Source organism: Nisaea denitrificans DSM 18348 (assembly GCF_000426505.1).
Classification (GTDB): domain Bacteria; phylum Pseudomonadota; class Alphaproteobacteria; order Thalassobaculales; family Thalassobaculaceae; genus Nisaea; species Nisaea denitrificans.
Map to the genome: position 1 here is coordinate 455,955 of NZ_KE384531.1, position 14,696 is coordinate 470,650.

14 protein-coding genes are annotated in these 14,696 nt (G+C 62.0%); 6 read left to right on the plus strand and 8 right to left on the minus strand.

What is annotated here, in order from left to right; translation table 11 throughout:
* Positions 1-2: 2 nt before the first annotated feature.
* From K328_RS24955 to K328_RS0119120, 4 genes are all read left to right on the plus strand, one after another.
* Complete coding sequence (locus K328_RS24955; RefSeq protein WP_051285168.1) at positions 3-1,379, plus strand: MmgE/PrpD family protein; 1,377 nt, start codon at positions 3-5, stop codon at positions 1,377-1,379.
* 22 nt (positions 1,380-1,401) lie between these two features.
* Complete coding sequence (locus tag K328_RS0119110; RefSeq protein ID WP_028467343.1) at positions 1,402-2,559, plus strand: acyl-CoA dehydrogenase family protein; 1,158 nt, start codon at positions 1,402-1,404, stop codon at positions 2,557-2,559.
* 74 nt (positions 2,560-2,633) lie between these two features.
* Positions 2,634-3,563 carry a bifunctional helix-turn-helix transcriptional regulator/GNAT family N-acetyltransferase gene (locus K328_RS0119115; protein WP_028467344.1) on the plus strand — a complete coding sequence of 310 codons (930 nt, stop codon included), beginning with the start codon at positions 2,634-2,636 and terminating at the stop codon, positions 3,561-3,563.
* 107 nt (positions 3,564-3,670) lie between these two features.
* Entirely contained in the window at positions 3,671-4,543 is an 873-nt protein-coding gene (locus tag K328_RS0119120) for a DMT family transporter (RefSeq protein WP_156901492.1), read from the plus strand.
* Positions 4,544-4,552: 9 nt separating this feature from the next.
* Here the strand turns inward: K328_RS0119120 and K328_RS0119125 are convergent, their stop codons facing one another.
* From K328_RS0119125 to gluQRS, 4 genes are all read right to left on the minus strand, one after another.
* The gene (locus K328_RS0119125) at positions 4,553-5,680 is read right to left on the minus strand and encodes a 2-methylaconitate cis-trans isomerase PrpF family protein (RefSeq protein WP_028467346.1); all 1,128 of its coding nucleotides are present in this window, start codon (positions 5,678-5,680) and stop codon (positions 4,553-4,555) included.
* A gap of 7 nt (positions 5,681-5,687) precedes the next feature.
* Positions 5,688-6,857: a sensor histidine kinase gene (locus K328_RS0119130; RefSeq protein ID WP_169721239.1), complete on the minus strand. Its 1,170-nt coding sequence runs from the start codon at positions 6,855-6,857 to the stop codon at positions 5,688-5,690.
* Positions 6,858-7,084: 227 nt separating this feature from the next.
* Positions 7,085-7,942, minus strand: coding sequence for a TauD/TfdA dioxygenase family protein (locus K328_RS0119135; protein ID WP_036554932.1), 858 nt, complete (start codon positions 7,940-7,942; stop codon positions 7,085-7,087).
* A gap of 105 nt (positions 7,943-8,047) precedes the next feature.
* Entirely contained in the window at positions 8,048-9,004 is a 957-nt protein-coding gene (gluQRS, locus tag K328_RS0119140; protein ID WP_084608413.1) for a tRNA glutamyl-Q(34) synthetase GluQRS, read from the minus strand.
* 11 nt (positions 9,005-9,015) lie between these two features.
* Between gluQRS and K328_RS0119145 the strand changes: the two genes are divergently transcribed.
* Complete coding sequence (locus K328_RS0119145; protein WP_028467350.1) at positions 9,016-9,669, plus strand: alpha/beta hydrolase; 654 nt, start codon at positions 9,016-9,018, stop codon at positions 9,667-9,669.
* A gap of 239 nt (positions 9,670-9,908) precedes the next feature.
* Positions 9,909-10,502: an HNH endonuclease gene (locus K328_RS0119150; RefSeq protein ID WP_028467351.1), complete on the plus strand. Its 594-nt coding sequence runs from the start codon at positions 9,909-9,911 to the stop codon at positions 10,500-10,502.
* Positions 10,503-10,517: 15 nt separating this feature from the next.
* On the opposite strand, the gene chrA is transcribed toward K328_RS0119150, so the two are convergent.
* The 4 genes from chrA to K328_RS0119170 form a co-directional block, all read right to left on the minus strand.
* A complete protein-coding gene (chrA, locus tag K328_RS0119155; RefSeq protein ID WP_028467352.1) occupies positions 10,518-11,750 on the minus strand; it encodes a chromate efflux transporter in 1,233 nt (410 codons plus the stop codon).
* 2 nt (positions 11,751-11,752) lie between these two features.
* Positions 11,753-12,253 (minus strand): disulfide bond formation protein B, encoded by a 501-nt coding sequence (locus K328_RS0119160; RefSeq protein ID WP_245577595.1) that lies wholly within the window; start codon positions 12,251-12,253, stop codon positions 11,753-11,755.
* 103 nt (positions 12,254-12,356) lie between these two features.
* Positions 12,357-13,559, minus strand: a complete 1,203-nt coding sequence (locus K328_RS24960) for an MFS transporter (RefSeq protein WP_051285170.1) — start codon at positions 13,557-13,559, stop codon at positions 12,357-12,359.
* Between the two features lie 33 nt (positions 13,560-13,592).
* The gene (locus tag K328_RS0119170; RefSeq protein WP_036554934.1) at positions 13,593-14,609 is read right to left on the minus strand and encodes a C45 family autoproteolytic acyltransferase/hydrolase; all 1,017 of its coding nucleotides are present in this window, start codon (positions 14,607-14,609) and stop codon (positions 13,593-13,595) included.
* Positions 14,610-14,696 lie beyond the last annotated feature (87 nt).

Genomic DNA, 14,696 nt, shown 5'->3' on the forward strand with positions numbered 1-14,696 from the left:
GAATGGCCGACAAGAGCCCGACCGAAACATACGGAGACTTCATTGCCGCGATGAGCGGCATGCCCGTGCCGGAGACGGCACAACATCATGCAAAACGTTGTGTCCTCGACTGGTTTGCGGCGGCCGTTCCGGGAGGCGTGCTGCCGCCGGCGACGTTGCTGCCCGATGCGGTGCCTGAGGATCTTGATCGTGGGCGCGCGCGGCTGATCCCGTCTGGGAGGTTCGCGACAGCGCGGGCCGCGGCCCTGATCAATGGTGCTGGCTCTCACACGGTTGAGTTCGACGATATTTACCGGGACGGGCTCTATCATCCCGGCGTTGCCGTCATTCCCGCTGCGCTTGCGCTTGCCGAGGAAACCGGAGCGGATGGCGCGCTTTTTCTCCGTGCGGTCGTTGCCGGATACGAAGTCTCCAACCGGATCGCCGCAGCGGTCAATCCGGCGCATTACGATTACTGGCACACAACGGCGACCATCGGGTATTTCGGTGGCACGGCGTCTGCGTCCGTCCTGCTCGGCCTGACCGCTTCCGAGGCGGCGCATGCGCTTGCCTCTGCGGGGACCATGGCGGCCGGATTGCAGCAGGCTTTCCGGGCTGAGGCCATGAGCAAGCCATTGCATGCCGGCCGGGCGTCGGAAGGCGGCGTGCTGGCGGCGCGGATGGCAAAAGCCGGCATCACCGGCGCGCTCGATATTCTGGAAGGCGCCGCCGGGTTCGGAGCGGCGATGAGCCGGGATGTGGACTGGGAGGCCGCTGTTGAGGGGCTTGGTTCCGACTGGACCATCGAGCGGACCACGCAGAAGAACCACGCTGCTTGCGGGCATGTTCATGCGGCGGTCGATGCTGTGAGGGAAATCGTCACCGCGAATAACCTCACGGCAGAGTCGATCCGCCGGATCGAAGCTGGTTCCTATCAGAAGTCGCTTGAGATCTGTGGCAATGCCGATCCCAAAACGGCTTTCGAAGCGAAGTTCTCTCTGCCGTATTGCCTCGGCGCGGTCATCGCGACCGGTGCGGTCCGGATCGCGGCCTTCTCTCCGGAGGCGCTTGCCGACCCGGTGATCCGCGACATCGCGGCGAAGGTCGAGCATACGGTCGACCCTGAATGCGATGCGGCCTTCCCGCGCCGGCGCTCAGCAAAAGTCACGATCGAGACCGCGGATGGCCAGCGTTTCAGCCATTATGCGCGGACCCGTAAGGGAGATCCCGATTTGCCGCTTAGTGACGCGGAGCTGGATGAGAAATTCTTTGAATTGACCGGCGGCGTGCTGGGCACGGCGGCCAAGCCATTGCGGGATGCGCTCTGGCGGACCGATGCCCTGGCATCCCTGTCCGATCTGCCATTCGGCGAAATTGCGGCAAAATCAGCAGCGGAATAACCGCGCCTTACAGGAGGAAGTTTTGGATTTCAATTTGAGTGAGGAGCAGCGTCTCTTCCAGGATGCCGTGCGCGGTTTTGCGGAGCGTCACCTGCAGGAGGGCGCGCTCGCCCGGGCCCATGAAGAGAGTTTCCCGTTCGATGTGGCGAAACTGATGGCCGGGCAAGGCTTGATGGGGATCACGTTCGACGAAGCCGACGGCGGGCAGGGCGGCTCGGTGATGGACGCGGTGCTTGCTATTCAGGCCGTCTCCGAGATTTGCCCACGCAGCGCCGATGTCATCCAGGCTGGTAATTTCGGCCCTATCCGCACCTTCGCTGAATATGCCAGCCCCGCTCACAAGGAGAAGTGGCTGGGCAAGCTTCTGGCCGGTGAGATGGCGATCTCACTCGGAATGTCCGAGCCGGAAGCAGGTTCCGCCGCGACCGATCTCGTCACGTCGGCCACGCCGGACGGAGACGGCTTCCGGGTCAACGGCACGAAGGTCTTTTCCACCCACAGCCCGGAAGCGGGAATTTTCCTGATCTATGTGCGCTTCGGGCCGGGGCTGGATGGGATTGGGTCGGTGATCCTTGAGCGCGGGCAGGACGGCTTCACAATGGGCAAGCCGGTGCGCTATGTCGGCGGCGAACACTGGTGCCAGCTCTATTTCGAGGATGTCTACGTTCCAGCGGAGAATGTGTTGCTCGGCGAGGGCGGGTTCCGCAAGCAGATCGCGGCTTTCAACATCGAGCGGATCGGCAACTCCGCCCGGGCGCTGGCCTTTGGCCGGCACGCGTTCGAGATTGCCCGGGAACATGCCCTGACACGCAAACAGTTCGGCCGGGAGTTGGCGGACTTTCAGGGCATTCAGTGGAAGTTCGCGGAAGCTGCAGCCCAGATCGAGGCGGCCCAGCTCATGCTCTACAAAGTCGCGACGGAAGCTGCCGAACGACTGCCGTCCGCCTATGACACGGCTATCGCCAAGTTTCTTTGCAATGAGGCGGGTTTCCGGGCCGCAAATGACGCCATGCAGGTGCTGGGCGCCCTCGGTTACACGGAGGAAAGTCTGGTGGAATATTGCTGGCGCCGGACGCGCGGCTGGCAAATCGCCGGCGGCAGCCTTGAGATGATGAAGAACCGGATCGCTGAAGGCGTATTTGAGAAACGCTTCTCTCAGCGGGCGCCAAAAGCAAGATAGTTGCTTTTGGCAATCAGTTGATTGCTTTTGGCCTTTAATGTGGTCACCATGTTCCCTCATCAGGGAGGAACATGGTGACTGATACGCATGACCCGGTGGAGGCTGTCCGCCACTTTTCCCGTTTTTATACCGGCAGGATCAATGTCCTGGCGGACCGTCTGCTGGAGAGCGAATTCTCGCTGCCGGAAGCCCGTGTGATTTTCGAGCTTGGCCATTGCGACGGGATGAGTGCCCGCGATCTGGCGGATATGTTGGGGCTCGATCCGGGGTATCTCAGCCGCCTTCTGAATGGCCTGAAGCGTCGCGGTATCCTCACCCGGTCGGTATCCGATATGGACCGGCGGCGCCATGTCCTTGCGCTGACCGAGGTCGGAAGCAGCGCTCTTGAAGCACTTCAGGCAAAATCGCGTGCGGAGGTTTCCGCTGTGCTGGCGCCGCTGGGGCAGGACGCGCGACGAGATCTGGTCTCCACCTTGCGCAAGGCTGAGCACTTGCTCGGTGGTGAGAGTGCCGTCGGAAACCCGGTGCCGGTGATCCGGCCGCATCGGGTCGGCGAGCTGTCCTGGGCGCTTGCCCGGCAAGCCATGCTTTATGAGCAGGAATACGGTTGGGACGGCGGTTTTGAGCTGACGCTGCTGAAAATCGGACGCGAGTTTCTCGAGCGCTACAATCCGGACGATGATTGTCTCTGGATCGCAGAGGTGGATGATCGGGTCGCCGGATCAGCGGCTGTGGTGCGCGACGGGCCGGAAACGGCGCGTCTCAGGATCGTCTATGTCGAGCCGGCCGCACGCGGGCTGGGACTCGGGCACAAGCTTGTCGGAGCCTGTATCGACTTTGCCCGTTCGCGCGGTTATCGGGAGATGGTGCTCTCGACCTACAGCATGCTGACCGCAGCCCGCCGGGTCTATGAGGTGGCCGGGTTCACGCTTTATGCAGAAGAAGACGAACAGGTCTATGGCCAGTCCCTGACAGCTCAGCATTGGCGCCGCGATCTAGCATAGATCAGTGCGTGGAATAGGGCTACCGACGAGGGGGAGTTTCTAGCAGAATCAGTGTTCAGGCACGGAATACCAGACCCGTTGCCAATCCTTTGCAGCGGGCTTTCCGGATGTCTGAATACACGCCTCTACTTCTCGCGCTGTTCGCGGCGTTCCTGTTTGCCATCGGCGGGCAGTTGCAGAATCTTGGCGTGAAAACGGTCGACTCCCGGACCGGCACCGCGATTTCGATCAGCACCTCAGCCTTGATGTGCTGGTGCGCCGCGCCGTTCTTCATGGACTGGTCTGCATGGGCGCATCCGGCGGTACTGATTTTCATGGCTGTCGGCATCTTCCGGCCGGCACTTTCCGCGAACTTTTCGGTCGTCGGGATCCGCTATCTCGGCCCGACCCTGTCATCCACCCTGTCGTCGACATCACCGTTGTTCGGTCTCGCCCTCGGTATTCTCGTTCTTGGTGAGGTGCTGACCTGGCAAACTGCGCTTGGCACGGTTGGCATCGTTGTGGCCGTCGTCATGCTGTCCCGCCGGGGTAAAATGACGGAGGTTTCCTGGCCGGTCTGGGCGCTGTTGTTCCCGGTCGCCGCCGCGGCGATCCGTTCGGCCGCGCATGTGCTTTCCAAGGTGGGTATGGAATTCATTCCCGATCCCTATTTCGCCACGGTCGTCGGCTTTACCGTTTCGGCGGTTGTCGCAACGGGGGCCCGGTTCGTGAAGAAGGCCGATGTGCCTTTCACCTGGAACGCGTCGGGCCCGCGCTGGTTTGCGCTGGCGGGGCTGACCTTCGGAAGCGCGGTTGTCTGCCTCAACCAAGCGCTGCTGATTGGTAAAGTCGTGACGGTGGTGCCGATCATTGCCGCTTCGCCGATCTTCAGCATGATGCTGAGCCTGATCGTCTTCCGGCGCGAAGTTCTGACGCTGCGGATTGCTGCTGCGGTGCTGGTGGTCTGTGGCTCTGTGATCCTGATTGCACTGAACCGCTAACGGTTGGGGCTAGATCGGTACAGCTACCTCACCGTTCATCAGCAGGCGTGCCGTGCGCACGACCGTGACGGAGCGGACCGAGGGGCCGTCATTCGCGGTCACGTCCGCGCCGACCGGCAGGATGCCCGATGGATTGGCGAGGCGAACATCCCCGTCCGGTATCTTCGTCAGTGCCGCGGGAACGGTACCGGACAATCGGCAGGCGACGCCGGTGCACATGGCGCCGGTCAGGGGCAAAACCCGGTGGACATTCTCCATGGACAGCATCCGGACGGCCAGGTCGGCCATCTCCGGATCGATCATGTTACCGGCGAGGTCGCGGGCAGCTTGCGGCGCGCCGACGATGGCGATCTTGGGAACGGCGGCGGGCGCGGATGCTTCGTCCTCGGCCAGCCCCATCATGACGGCAGCCTTGCGCCTTAATTCATCAAGCAGGTCCATCAGCGCCCGGTCGGCTTCGAGTTCCGCGATGGACTCATTCGCGGTGCGGCCGACAGCTGCTGCGTCGATGAAGACTGACGGGTTTCCGACATCCATCAGCGTCGCATCGAAACTCCGGCCGTCGTTGGTCCTGATTTGGTCCGTCAGGTTGCCGGTCGGAAGCAGGCTGCCGGTTCCAGCGCCTGCGGGATCGAGGAATTCGAGCCGGATCGGGGCGCCTGTGCCGGCGACACCGGGGATGGCGAAAGCGCCGGTTTCGGTCGCAAGACCGTCCTCGACGGCGAAATGGGCAATCAGGATCTTGTCGGTGTTGGTGTTGTAGACACGGACGGAGCGCTGGCCGTCGGCGAGCCGGATCAGGCCGCGTTCCAGCGCGAAGGGCCCGACGGCGGAAGACAGGTTTCCACAGTTCGAGCTGTAATCCACCAGCGGATTGCCAACGGCCACCTGTCCGAAGGTAAAATCGAGATCGGCATCGTCCCGATCGCTTGGCGAGATCACGGCTACTTTCGACACGGACGAAACCCCGCCGCCCATGCCGTTGAGCTGGCGCCCATAGGGATCGGGGCTGCCGATGACGGACAGAAACAGGGGATCCCAGAAGGATCGGTCCGGCGGCAGATCTTCCAGTGAGAAGAACACCCCCTTGCTGGAGCCACCTCGAATGAAACAGGCAGGGATGCGGAGGCTTGTCATGAACTAGTTAACGCTCGTTCGCTGGAATGGCGGCTTTCGGCGGGAAGGAGAGGGTGACCGCGGTGCCTTCTCCGAGGGTGCTTGTGATGTTGATGGAGCCGCCCATGGCTTCCGTCAGCCGTTTCGAGACATGAAGCCCGATGCCGAGCCCGCCGGCGGTGACGTTGCGGTCGGTCTCCGAGCGAACATAGAGATCGAATATGTTCTCCAGAACCGATGGTGCGATACCCGTGCCGGTATCGGAAACCTGCACCTTCATGCCGGTGGAGTCCTTGCTCAGGGCAAGGCTGATGGTGCCGCCGGAATCCGTGAACTTGATAGCGTTACTGAGAAGGTTAAGCACCACTTGCCGCAACCGTTGCGGATCGACCGGATGCGCGACCGGCCCTTGTGGCAGAAGGAGTCGCATTTTAAGGCTTTGCGAGCGGGACTTCGGTTCTATGACCGCCTGGCACTCTTCCAGAATTTCCTTGATGTCCGAGGGCTCGAGCTTGAGACGGAGGCTGTTGTCCTCGATCAGCGACAGATCGATCAACTCGTTGATCAGGTCAAGCAGGTGGCGTGCGGAAACGCCGATGGTCTGGACATAGTCCGCATATTTCTCATGTGGCAGCGGGCCCAGCGTTTCATGCTGGATCATCTCGGAAAAACCGATGATCGCGTTCAGTGGCGTGCGCAACTCATGGCTCATGGTGCCGAGGAACCGGCTCTTGGCGACGTTGGCGGCATCAGCCTCGTCCGCCGCTTCGGTCAGGGCCTTCTCGATTTCGACATGGCGGGATCCGTCCCGCATGCTTGCCGTGAACATGACGCCAACCGTCGTCGGCACCAGCATCATCGACAGTTCGATCGGAATCAGCGCGCCGTTGCGCTTGCGGGCAAAAACCTCTCGCCGCATTGTCTGCGCCGGCTCTGCCGCCTGGGACAGAAAGGTCTGACGTACCGAGCGGTGCGCGGAACGATCCGCATCGGGATAGAGAATTTCCACCGGCTGGCCGATAAGCTCGGACGCGTTGTAATCGAGTAGTTGGCTCAATAGCCGGTTCGCGCCGCGAATGATGCCCTCGGCATCGAAAACGACAAGGGGATCCGGCACTGCGTCGATCGGAATCGGCAGATCGGTTTGGCTCACGCCGCCCACATAGCCGGCGAACGGCTGTTCTGAGTCCTTTTCCAAGTCTCCTAGGCCCCGGAGGGTCGGATGAGGCAATGTGGTCGTTCCCGGATGATTTATCTGAACAAAATCGGCCATGCCCTCCCCCATTTTGAGCATGGTACCGACAGCTAATTCTTCGCCGCCACATCACAAGACTAAGTGTAATTGGTTGGCGGCGCTACATGATTTAGTGGTGGGTTTAGTGAAATTTTATCTAGTTTGGGGTGGCAATTACCTAAGCTATTGCTTTATTGGAACGGACGGTCGCCAGCGAGTGTGATCCGGTGCATAAGACGCCTATATCCATGATAATCGTTCACTGGATAGTGCATCGCCGCACGGTTGTCCCAGAAGGCGACAGCGCCCTCCGACCAGCGGAACCGGCAGGTGAATTCGGGCTGGATCTGGTGCTCGAACAGGAACTCCAGAATGGGAGCGCTTTCCTCTTCGGTCATGCCCTCGAACCGGACCGTATGGGCGACATTTACATAGAGTGCTTTTCGCCCGGTCTCGGGGTGCGTCCGGATCACCGGATGACATGATTCGAACTCGTCTCCCGTCAGTCCTGCCGAGGCGCGGTCCATCATGTGCGTTCGCGTTCTTTGCACCTTGCGTTTGCCTGAAATGTTGATGGCTTTCAAAGGGGCGAGCAGCGCTTTCATGCCGTCGGACAAGGTTTCATAGGCCAGATACTGGTTGGCGAAGAGGGTATCGCCGCCGAAGGGCGGAAGTTCCCGCGCATAGAGCATCGTGCCCATCGGCGGGTTCTCCTGGTAGACCGTGTCCGAGTGCCAGACCCCGCCGAAATTGAACTGATCGTCTTCTTTTTTCAGGATCGGTGTGATCTCTGGGAAATCGTCCAGGCCTTTCGCGAAGGGATAGATCAATGGCTCTCCGAAGCGGCGGGCGAAGCGGAGTTGCTGTTCCGGGCTCAATGTCTGGGCCGGAAGGAAAATCACCAGGTGATCGAGCAGGGCCTTGCGGACGGCTGCGACGGTGACCTCATCAAGCTCCCGAGATGCATCCACGCCATGAATTTCCGCACCCATGGCGCCGGCGATCGGTCTGATGTCGAGCGTCTGCTCCGCCAGTCTGGACTGAGCCATCTCTTCCTCCCGTGTGATTGTTTTTTTGCGTTACTGCAATTTAATCTCACGGTGCCGGCCTGCGACAAGGGGCCTATTCAACCATTCGGAGGTTCCGAACGGGCGTCAGTCCGAGCCCTGGTTCCGGGCCATTGCGCACACTTCCCCGGGGCTGTGCCCTGCGGCACGCAAATCCCGTATGGCGATGGACTGGTGCCGCTTGGCGAGCCGTTTGCCGTCTTCGTCCCGCAGTAACCCGTGATGCTGGTAGTCGGGTGTGGGCAGGTCGAGCAGGGCCTGCAGCAGCCGGTGAATGTGGGTCGCGTCCAGCAGATCCTCGGCCCGGGTGACCAGCGTGATGCCCTGCAGCGCGTCGTCCAGCGTCACCGCGAGATGATAGCTCGTCGGAATATCCCGGCGGGCAAGCACCACATCGCCGAACATTTCCGGGCGGGCCTGTTGCACGCCCCGCTTCCTGTCCGTCCAGACGAGCGGGCCAGTCCGTTCAAGCGCATGCGCCATCCGCAAGCGAAGAGCGAAGGGCGCACCCGCCTCGAAGCGCCGCTGGCGTTCGGCTTCGGTGAGCAGCTTGTCGGTGTCCGTGGGAGCCTCCGTCGGAGCGCCGTGCGGCGCCGAGAGCGTCTCGTTCAACTCGCGTCGTGACAGAAAGCAACGATAGAGCAGCCCCATCTCTTCCAATCGGTCGAGGGCCGTCTGGTAAAACCCGAAATGTTCTGACTGGCGGCGCACCGGCTCCGGCCAGGACAGGCCGAGCCAGCGGAGATCCTCGAGGTTTGCCGCTTCATGTTCCGGACGGCAACGGGTGATGTCTATGTCCTCGATCCGCAAAAGGAAGGTGCCGCCTTCGCGTGCAGCGAGATCCGCCGCGAACAGGGCCGAATAGGCATGACCCAGATGCAGGTCGCCTGTCGGAGAGGGCGCGAAACGGGTGACAGTTCCCGTCGGCGATGGCGAAATGGATGGAACGGACAGAGTGTGTCTCCAAAACTTGGCGAGGAGCCATTCCTGATATAGGTAGCGTAGCAGGTGAGGGAGCGAAACCGGTCTCCCGCGACGGAGCATGGGAGACTGAGATGACCGAACTTGATGGGCCGCGTATGGTGGCTGCGAGCGGAGAGGCCCCGACGGCACTGGTGGTGTTGTTGCATGGACTTGGCGCCGACGGTAACGACCTGATCGGCCTCGCGCCGGTCTGGGCGCTGCATTTGCCGCATGTCGAGTTCGTCTCGCCGAACGCACCGTACCCCTGCGACATGGCACCGTTCGGCCGGCAATGGTTCAGTCTGCAGGTGCGGACGGAAGAGGTGATGCTTGAAGGCGTGCGGCAGGCCGCACCGATCCTGGAGAATTTCCTGGCCGGTGAGCTGGCCCGGACCGGGCTCGGTTGGGACCGTCTGGCGCTGGTCGGGTTTTCCCAGGGAACCATGATGTCCCTGCACCTGGCACCCCGCCTGAAACAGGCACCCGCCGGTGTGGTCGGCTATTCCGGTGCTCTTGTCGCAGGTGGGTTGCTGGCTGACGAAGGTGTTGGAAAGCCGCCTGTCTCGCTGATCCACGGATTGGCCGATGAGATTGTACCGCATGCGGCAATGCCGGCCGCGGAGGCGGCATTGCAGGCGGTCGGTATCGAGGTCGAATCGCTCTCCCGGCCCGGTCTCGGCCATGGCATCGACGAGGAAGGGCTTGCCCGGGGACTTGCCTTCCTGCAGCGGGTACTACCTCAATAACGACAGGCGACAAGGCTTTCCCGCGATCCGGGAAGAGGCCGGAAAATTCGCCGGTGACAAGTTCGAAAAACCGTAACAATATATTGATATCAAGCGGGTGCTCTTGAAGCACAAGACGTTGGAAACTGAGGTCGACGAGAAATGAACATCGTTATACCCCACAACATATTGTGGCCGGGCTTGGCGCGCCCCCGTCAGTTTCCTAGTCGGTAATCCCTCGGCAGGACGGAGAGAAACGCGTGAACGCCCTATCAGCTGCTCATCCCTCTCCGGCCCTTGTCCTGAACGCTGATTTCAGACCGCTCAGCTACTTCCCTCTGTCTCTCTGGTCCTGGCAGGACGTCGTCAAGGCGGTGTTCCTGGACCGGGTTAATATCCTCTCCGAGTACGATCACGTGGTGCGCTCGCCGAGCTTCGAGATGAAGCTGCCGAGCGTGATAGCGCTGAAGGAGTTCGTTCCCCAGTCCAGGCGCCCGGCCTTCACCCGGTTCAATGTGTTCTTGCGGGACCGGTTCAGCTGCCAGTATTGCGACACAAGGTTCCCGACCCAGGAACTGACCTTCGATCACGTGATCCCGCGTTCTCGCGGCGGTAGGACCAGTTGGGAAAACGTCGTGACGGCCTGCGGTGCCTGTAATCTGCACAAGGGCAACAAGATGCCGACGCCGCGCGGCTATATGCCGATCGTGAAGCCGGTGCAGCCGTCGACTTATTTGCTACAGGAAAACGGCCGGGCCTTCCCGCCAAACTATCTGCATGAAAGCTGGCGCGATTATCTCTATTGGGATAGCGAGCTGGATCAGGACGAGTTCGAAAACCGCCCGGGTTTCTGATCGTCGGTCCGGGATCTAGCCGAGCCAGCCTGCAAGATCGCCCAAACCCCACCCCACAAGCGCACCGAGCAGCACAACCAGCCACGGCGGCAGTTTCCAGCCCGTCAGCGCGAGATAGGCTGCCGCGACGAGTGCGAAGTCTGCCGGCGATGTAACGGCACCGGTGAAAATCGGATCGTAAAGCGCCGCCAGGATCAGGCCGACAACAGCGGCATTGACGCCGCGCAGGGCCGCATGCGCCTTGCTGTTGCCTCTCAGTTTTGCCCAGAAGGGAAGGGCGGCGGGGACCAGCAGGAAGCTGGAGAAGAAGATTGCGAGCAGCGCAGCTCCGGCATAGGCGATCTCGCTGCCGGGCGGGGCGATAACGGCGCCGAGATAGGCGGCAAAGGTGAAGAGCGGCCCCGGCACAGCCTGCGCCATGCCATAGCCTGCCAGAAATGCATCGTTGCCGATAATGCCCGGCGGTACGATTTCGGCCTGCAGCATCGGCAGGACGATATGGCCGCCACCGAAAACAAGCGCGCCGACCCGGTAGAAAATGTCTGTGAGCTGGAGCAGCGGATGTCCTGATTGTGCGGCCAGTAACGGCAGACCGACAAGCAGTGCGGCGAATATTGCGAACAGCGTCAACGCGGTCTTCGTGCCGATCCCCGGTTTCATGGCGGTCCCGGCCGGCGGGCCATCACCGGATTTTGGCAACAGCAACCCGGCAATGGCGCCGACAAGGATCACAAGCAACTGGCCATAGGCCGGGGCCGCCATGAGCATGAAGGCGGCGGCACAGACGGCGAGGGTCGCGCGGGGTGCATCGGGGCAGAGCGAGCGTCCCATCTGCAATGCGGCCTGCGCCACCACGGCGACGGCAACCAGTTTCAAACCGTGCAGCCAGCCCTGGCCTTCCGCTCCACCCGCGACAGTGACGCCATAGGCGAAAGCAATCAGCAGAGCGGCCGACGGCAGGGTAAAGCCGATCCAGGCGGCCAGCGCACCGGGGACACCGCCGCGCAGCAGGCCAATTGCGAAACCGACCTGACTGCTGGCAGGGCCGGGCAGAAACTGGCAGAGCGCCACCAACTCCGAATAGGCCCCGTCATCGAACCATTTGCGGCGTTCGACGAACTCGGTACGGAAATAGCCGATATGGGCGACCGGCCCGCCGAAGCTGGTGCAGCCAAGCTTCAGGAAAATAATCAGAATGTCGAACCAGGATGTGCGTTCTGCCGTTGGAACGCTTGCACCAGTTTTCATGATCAGGTCCGGCGCGGCAGGCTGAGTAAGATGGCAACGCAGCCAGCGATGGCGGAAAGCAGGAAGTTGTACCCGGCCATCGAAATGCCGAACATTTCCCAGGCAATGTCCGTGCAGCGGACGATCGGCTGGTTCATGAGCTGCGCCTTCAACGCTTCCAGACTGTCCGGCATTGAGGTCGCGCCGCATTCGGCTGTGCCTTCCCACCAGAGATACTCGACACCGACATGGAAAAATCCGATCCCGGCGCTTGTGAGCAGGGCCAGGCCTCCCAGTACGCAGAGCCACTGTGAGACTTTTGGGATGCGGTTAACGAAAGCGAGGGCCAGAAGGCCGAGAACGATAGCGGCCGCGTGCGGATAGCGCTGATAGAGGCAGAGGACGCAGGGGGCGAGGCCGCCGACATACTGGAAGGCAAACGCGCCACCGAGCATGGATGAGGCGAAAGCGGCGAGTCCGGCTGGAACCAGCCAAGCCGGAAAGGGTCCGATCAAGGGTCTCACAGTCCCGGTCTCCATGGCCACATTCCCGGCTGTTCGGCGGATGGTCCCGTCGGTTCTATCGCCCCTGCGGCAGAGGTCAAGTCCTGTCAGCGTTATCTTATGGTTACGCTGTTTTCCCGGCCCGCATGGCCGCCCGCAGGTAGCAGAAAAACCCAATGATCGAGGTGCCGACGACGACTTCGAGTGCGAAGTCGTAGCCGCCGATCTCCCAGAACAGTGAGCCGAGGAACGGTGCGGCGGCGAAACAGGCGAGATAGGGCAGCGCCATGGCGCCGGCGATGGACCCGAAATTCATCTCGCCCATGATCTCCCGGGTGACGACCGGTTTCATGATGCTCGTCAGCCCGTAGCCGCTGCCCTGCAGGAAGACGAACCCGACAAGCAGGATCGGCCAGGACCCGGCGCCGATCAGCAGAACGCAGGCAACGGAAACGGCGAGGAAGCAGTAACACATGGCAACGAAGTTCGAGATGTAGCGCTCGACCGCCATCATTACCACCCGGCCGAGCACCTGCATCGGGCCGATCATTGATGCGGCCGCGACGGCGATGGCGGCATCGACACCCCGTTCCTTCAGCAGTGGCAGCAGGTGGTTGATGACCACGCCATGGGAAATCGCCATCAGGGAGAAGCCGATGGCGAGGAGCCAGAAGGTCGGGTTGGCGAGGAAAGCTGATTTCTTCGGCTGTACGGCAGCGTGTGCGCCGGAGCTCGCTGCTGGCGGGGGCACATGGGTCGTTCTGGTGCGTTCCAGCTCGCGCGTCCCTGCGATCATCAGCGGCAGTGCGACAAGGCAGACGGCGGCGCCCGCAACCTGAACCGCGAGGTGCCAGTCAGCGTAAGCGACAAGGGCATGCGCGCTTGGAAAGGACACGGTGCCGGCAAACCCGGCCGCCAGCGTGATGAGTGTAATACCGCGCTTCGCGGAGATGCCCCGGGTCCGGGTGACCAGCATGAAGCAGGGCTCGTAAAGGCAGGCGGACATGGCCATGCCGAGCCCGCACCAGACGGCGTAGAAGACGGGCAGACTGTCGACCAGGGAGAGCAGGGCGATCAGGATGCCGCCGATCAGCGTTCCGCCGCTGAGAACCGCAGCCCCATGTCCCCGGTCGACCAGATTGCCAACGATGGGAGAGCAGAGCGCGCTCATGGCGATGGAGGCGGTGAAGGCGCCGGTCAGCTCTGTCTTCGACCAGCCGAGATCGGCCTCCCAATGCACAAGCAGGGCCGGGAAGATGTAATAGAGACCGGCCCAGACAATGGTTTCCGCGACGGCGAGCAGAGCTATGGGTTTGTCGAGGCGCATGCGGTTACCGGTTTTCCATAGTGTGGCTATTTGTCAGGAGACGGTGCCGGAGGCCACCGGATTGCGGTCCGGTCCGTGATGTACCGCCCATTCCATGCCAGCCGCGCCGAAAGTGCATGAGAAGGTCGCGAGCGTGTAGCTGTCGCTCGCATCATGCTCTCCGCGGCACAGGATCGGGAATTCCTGGACCGTGCGGTCGAACAGGATTGTCAGAGCATCGCGCTCTCCGGCGAGCAGCATTGCGTCCGCGCGGGTCTGCCGCTGCCGGGAGGAATCCGAGACGGTTTGGTCGATCGTCGCGAGAGCGGGGCGGACCAGATGGTTGGCGTGAGCATGCGGCGCAGTCACTTCCAGAGCGACCATCCCGCTTGCCGGGGCTTCGACTGAAATCATCCGTCCGCTGCCGTCCGCGAAATTGTGGTGGAAACCGGAGGCCCGGTCGTCGCGTCCGACGATTTCCAGCACCTGCTCAAGTGTCGTGGCGGACAACACCGCGCGGGTGATGACATGCCGGGGGATGCCGACGGTCAGGTCATGCGGGCGGATATTGTTGATGGTCTGGACGATGCCCGCCGCGTTCCAGCCAAAGGCGTGACCCGGCAGCATGCCCGGGTAGCAGTAAGCGGAGAAAGCGGGGCCGGTCTCGGGCTCGAAATGGGCAATGAAACCCTGTCCCGCCAGTTCCGGCGCACCATCCTCGTTGTGGGCGAGGGTCGCTGGACGATCGCCTTCCGGTGGCAGCATCAAACTGGTGCAGGCATCCTCGTCGCTGCGCACCAGATCCCGAAGGTCGCCCCGGCAATTCCAGAGAAAGACGCTCTCGAATGGCTGGGCCGCTCCGTCCGCGATGCCTTCTATTTCCCGGACATATTCCGGAAAGGCGTTTCGGGCGGCGGCTTCGAGGCCTTTCAGACGCTTCGAGCCGAGCCATGGTTCAAGCGCCCGGAATTGCGGTGTGGCGAAGGATGCCTCGGCGATGGCTGTTGCCGCTTGTTTTCCAAGGCCGTATCCGAGCTCATAGGCGGAGCCGCGAAGGGAGATCTGGTCCATTGCGATGGTCTTTTCAGTCTGTCGTTTCTTGTGCTTCGCGCCAGGCATCTTACGGCGACGTGAAGAAGGATGAGGGCGCGGGACATT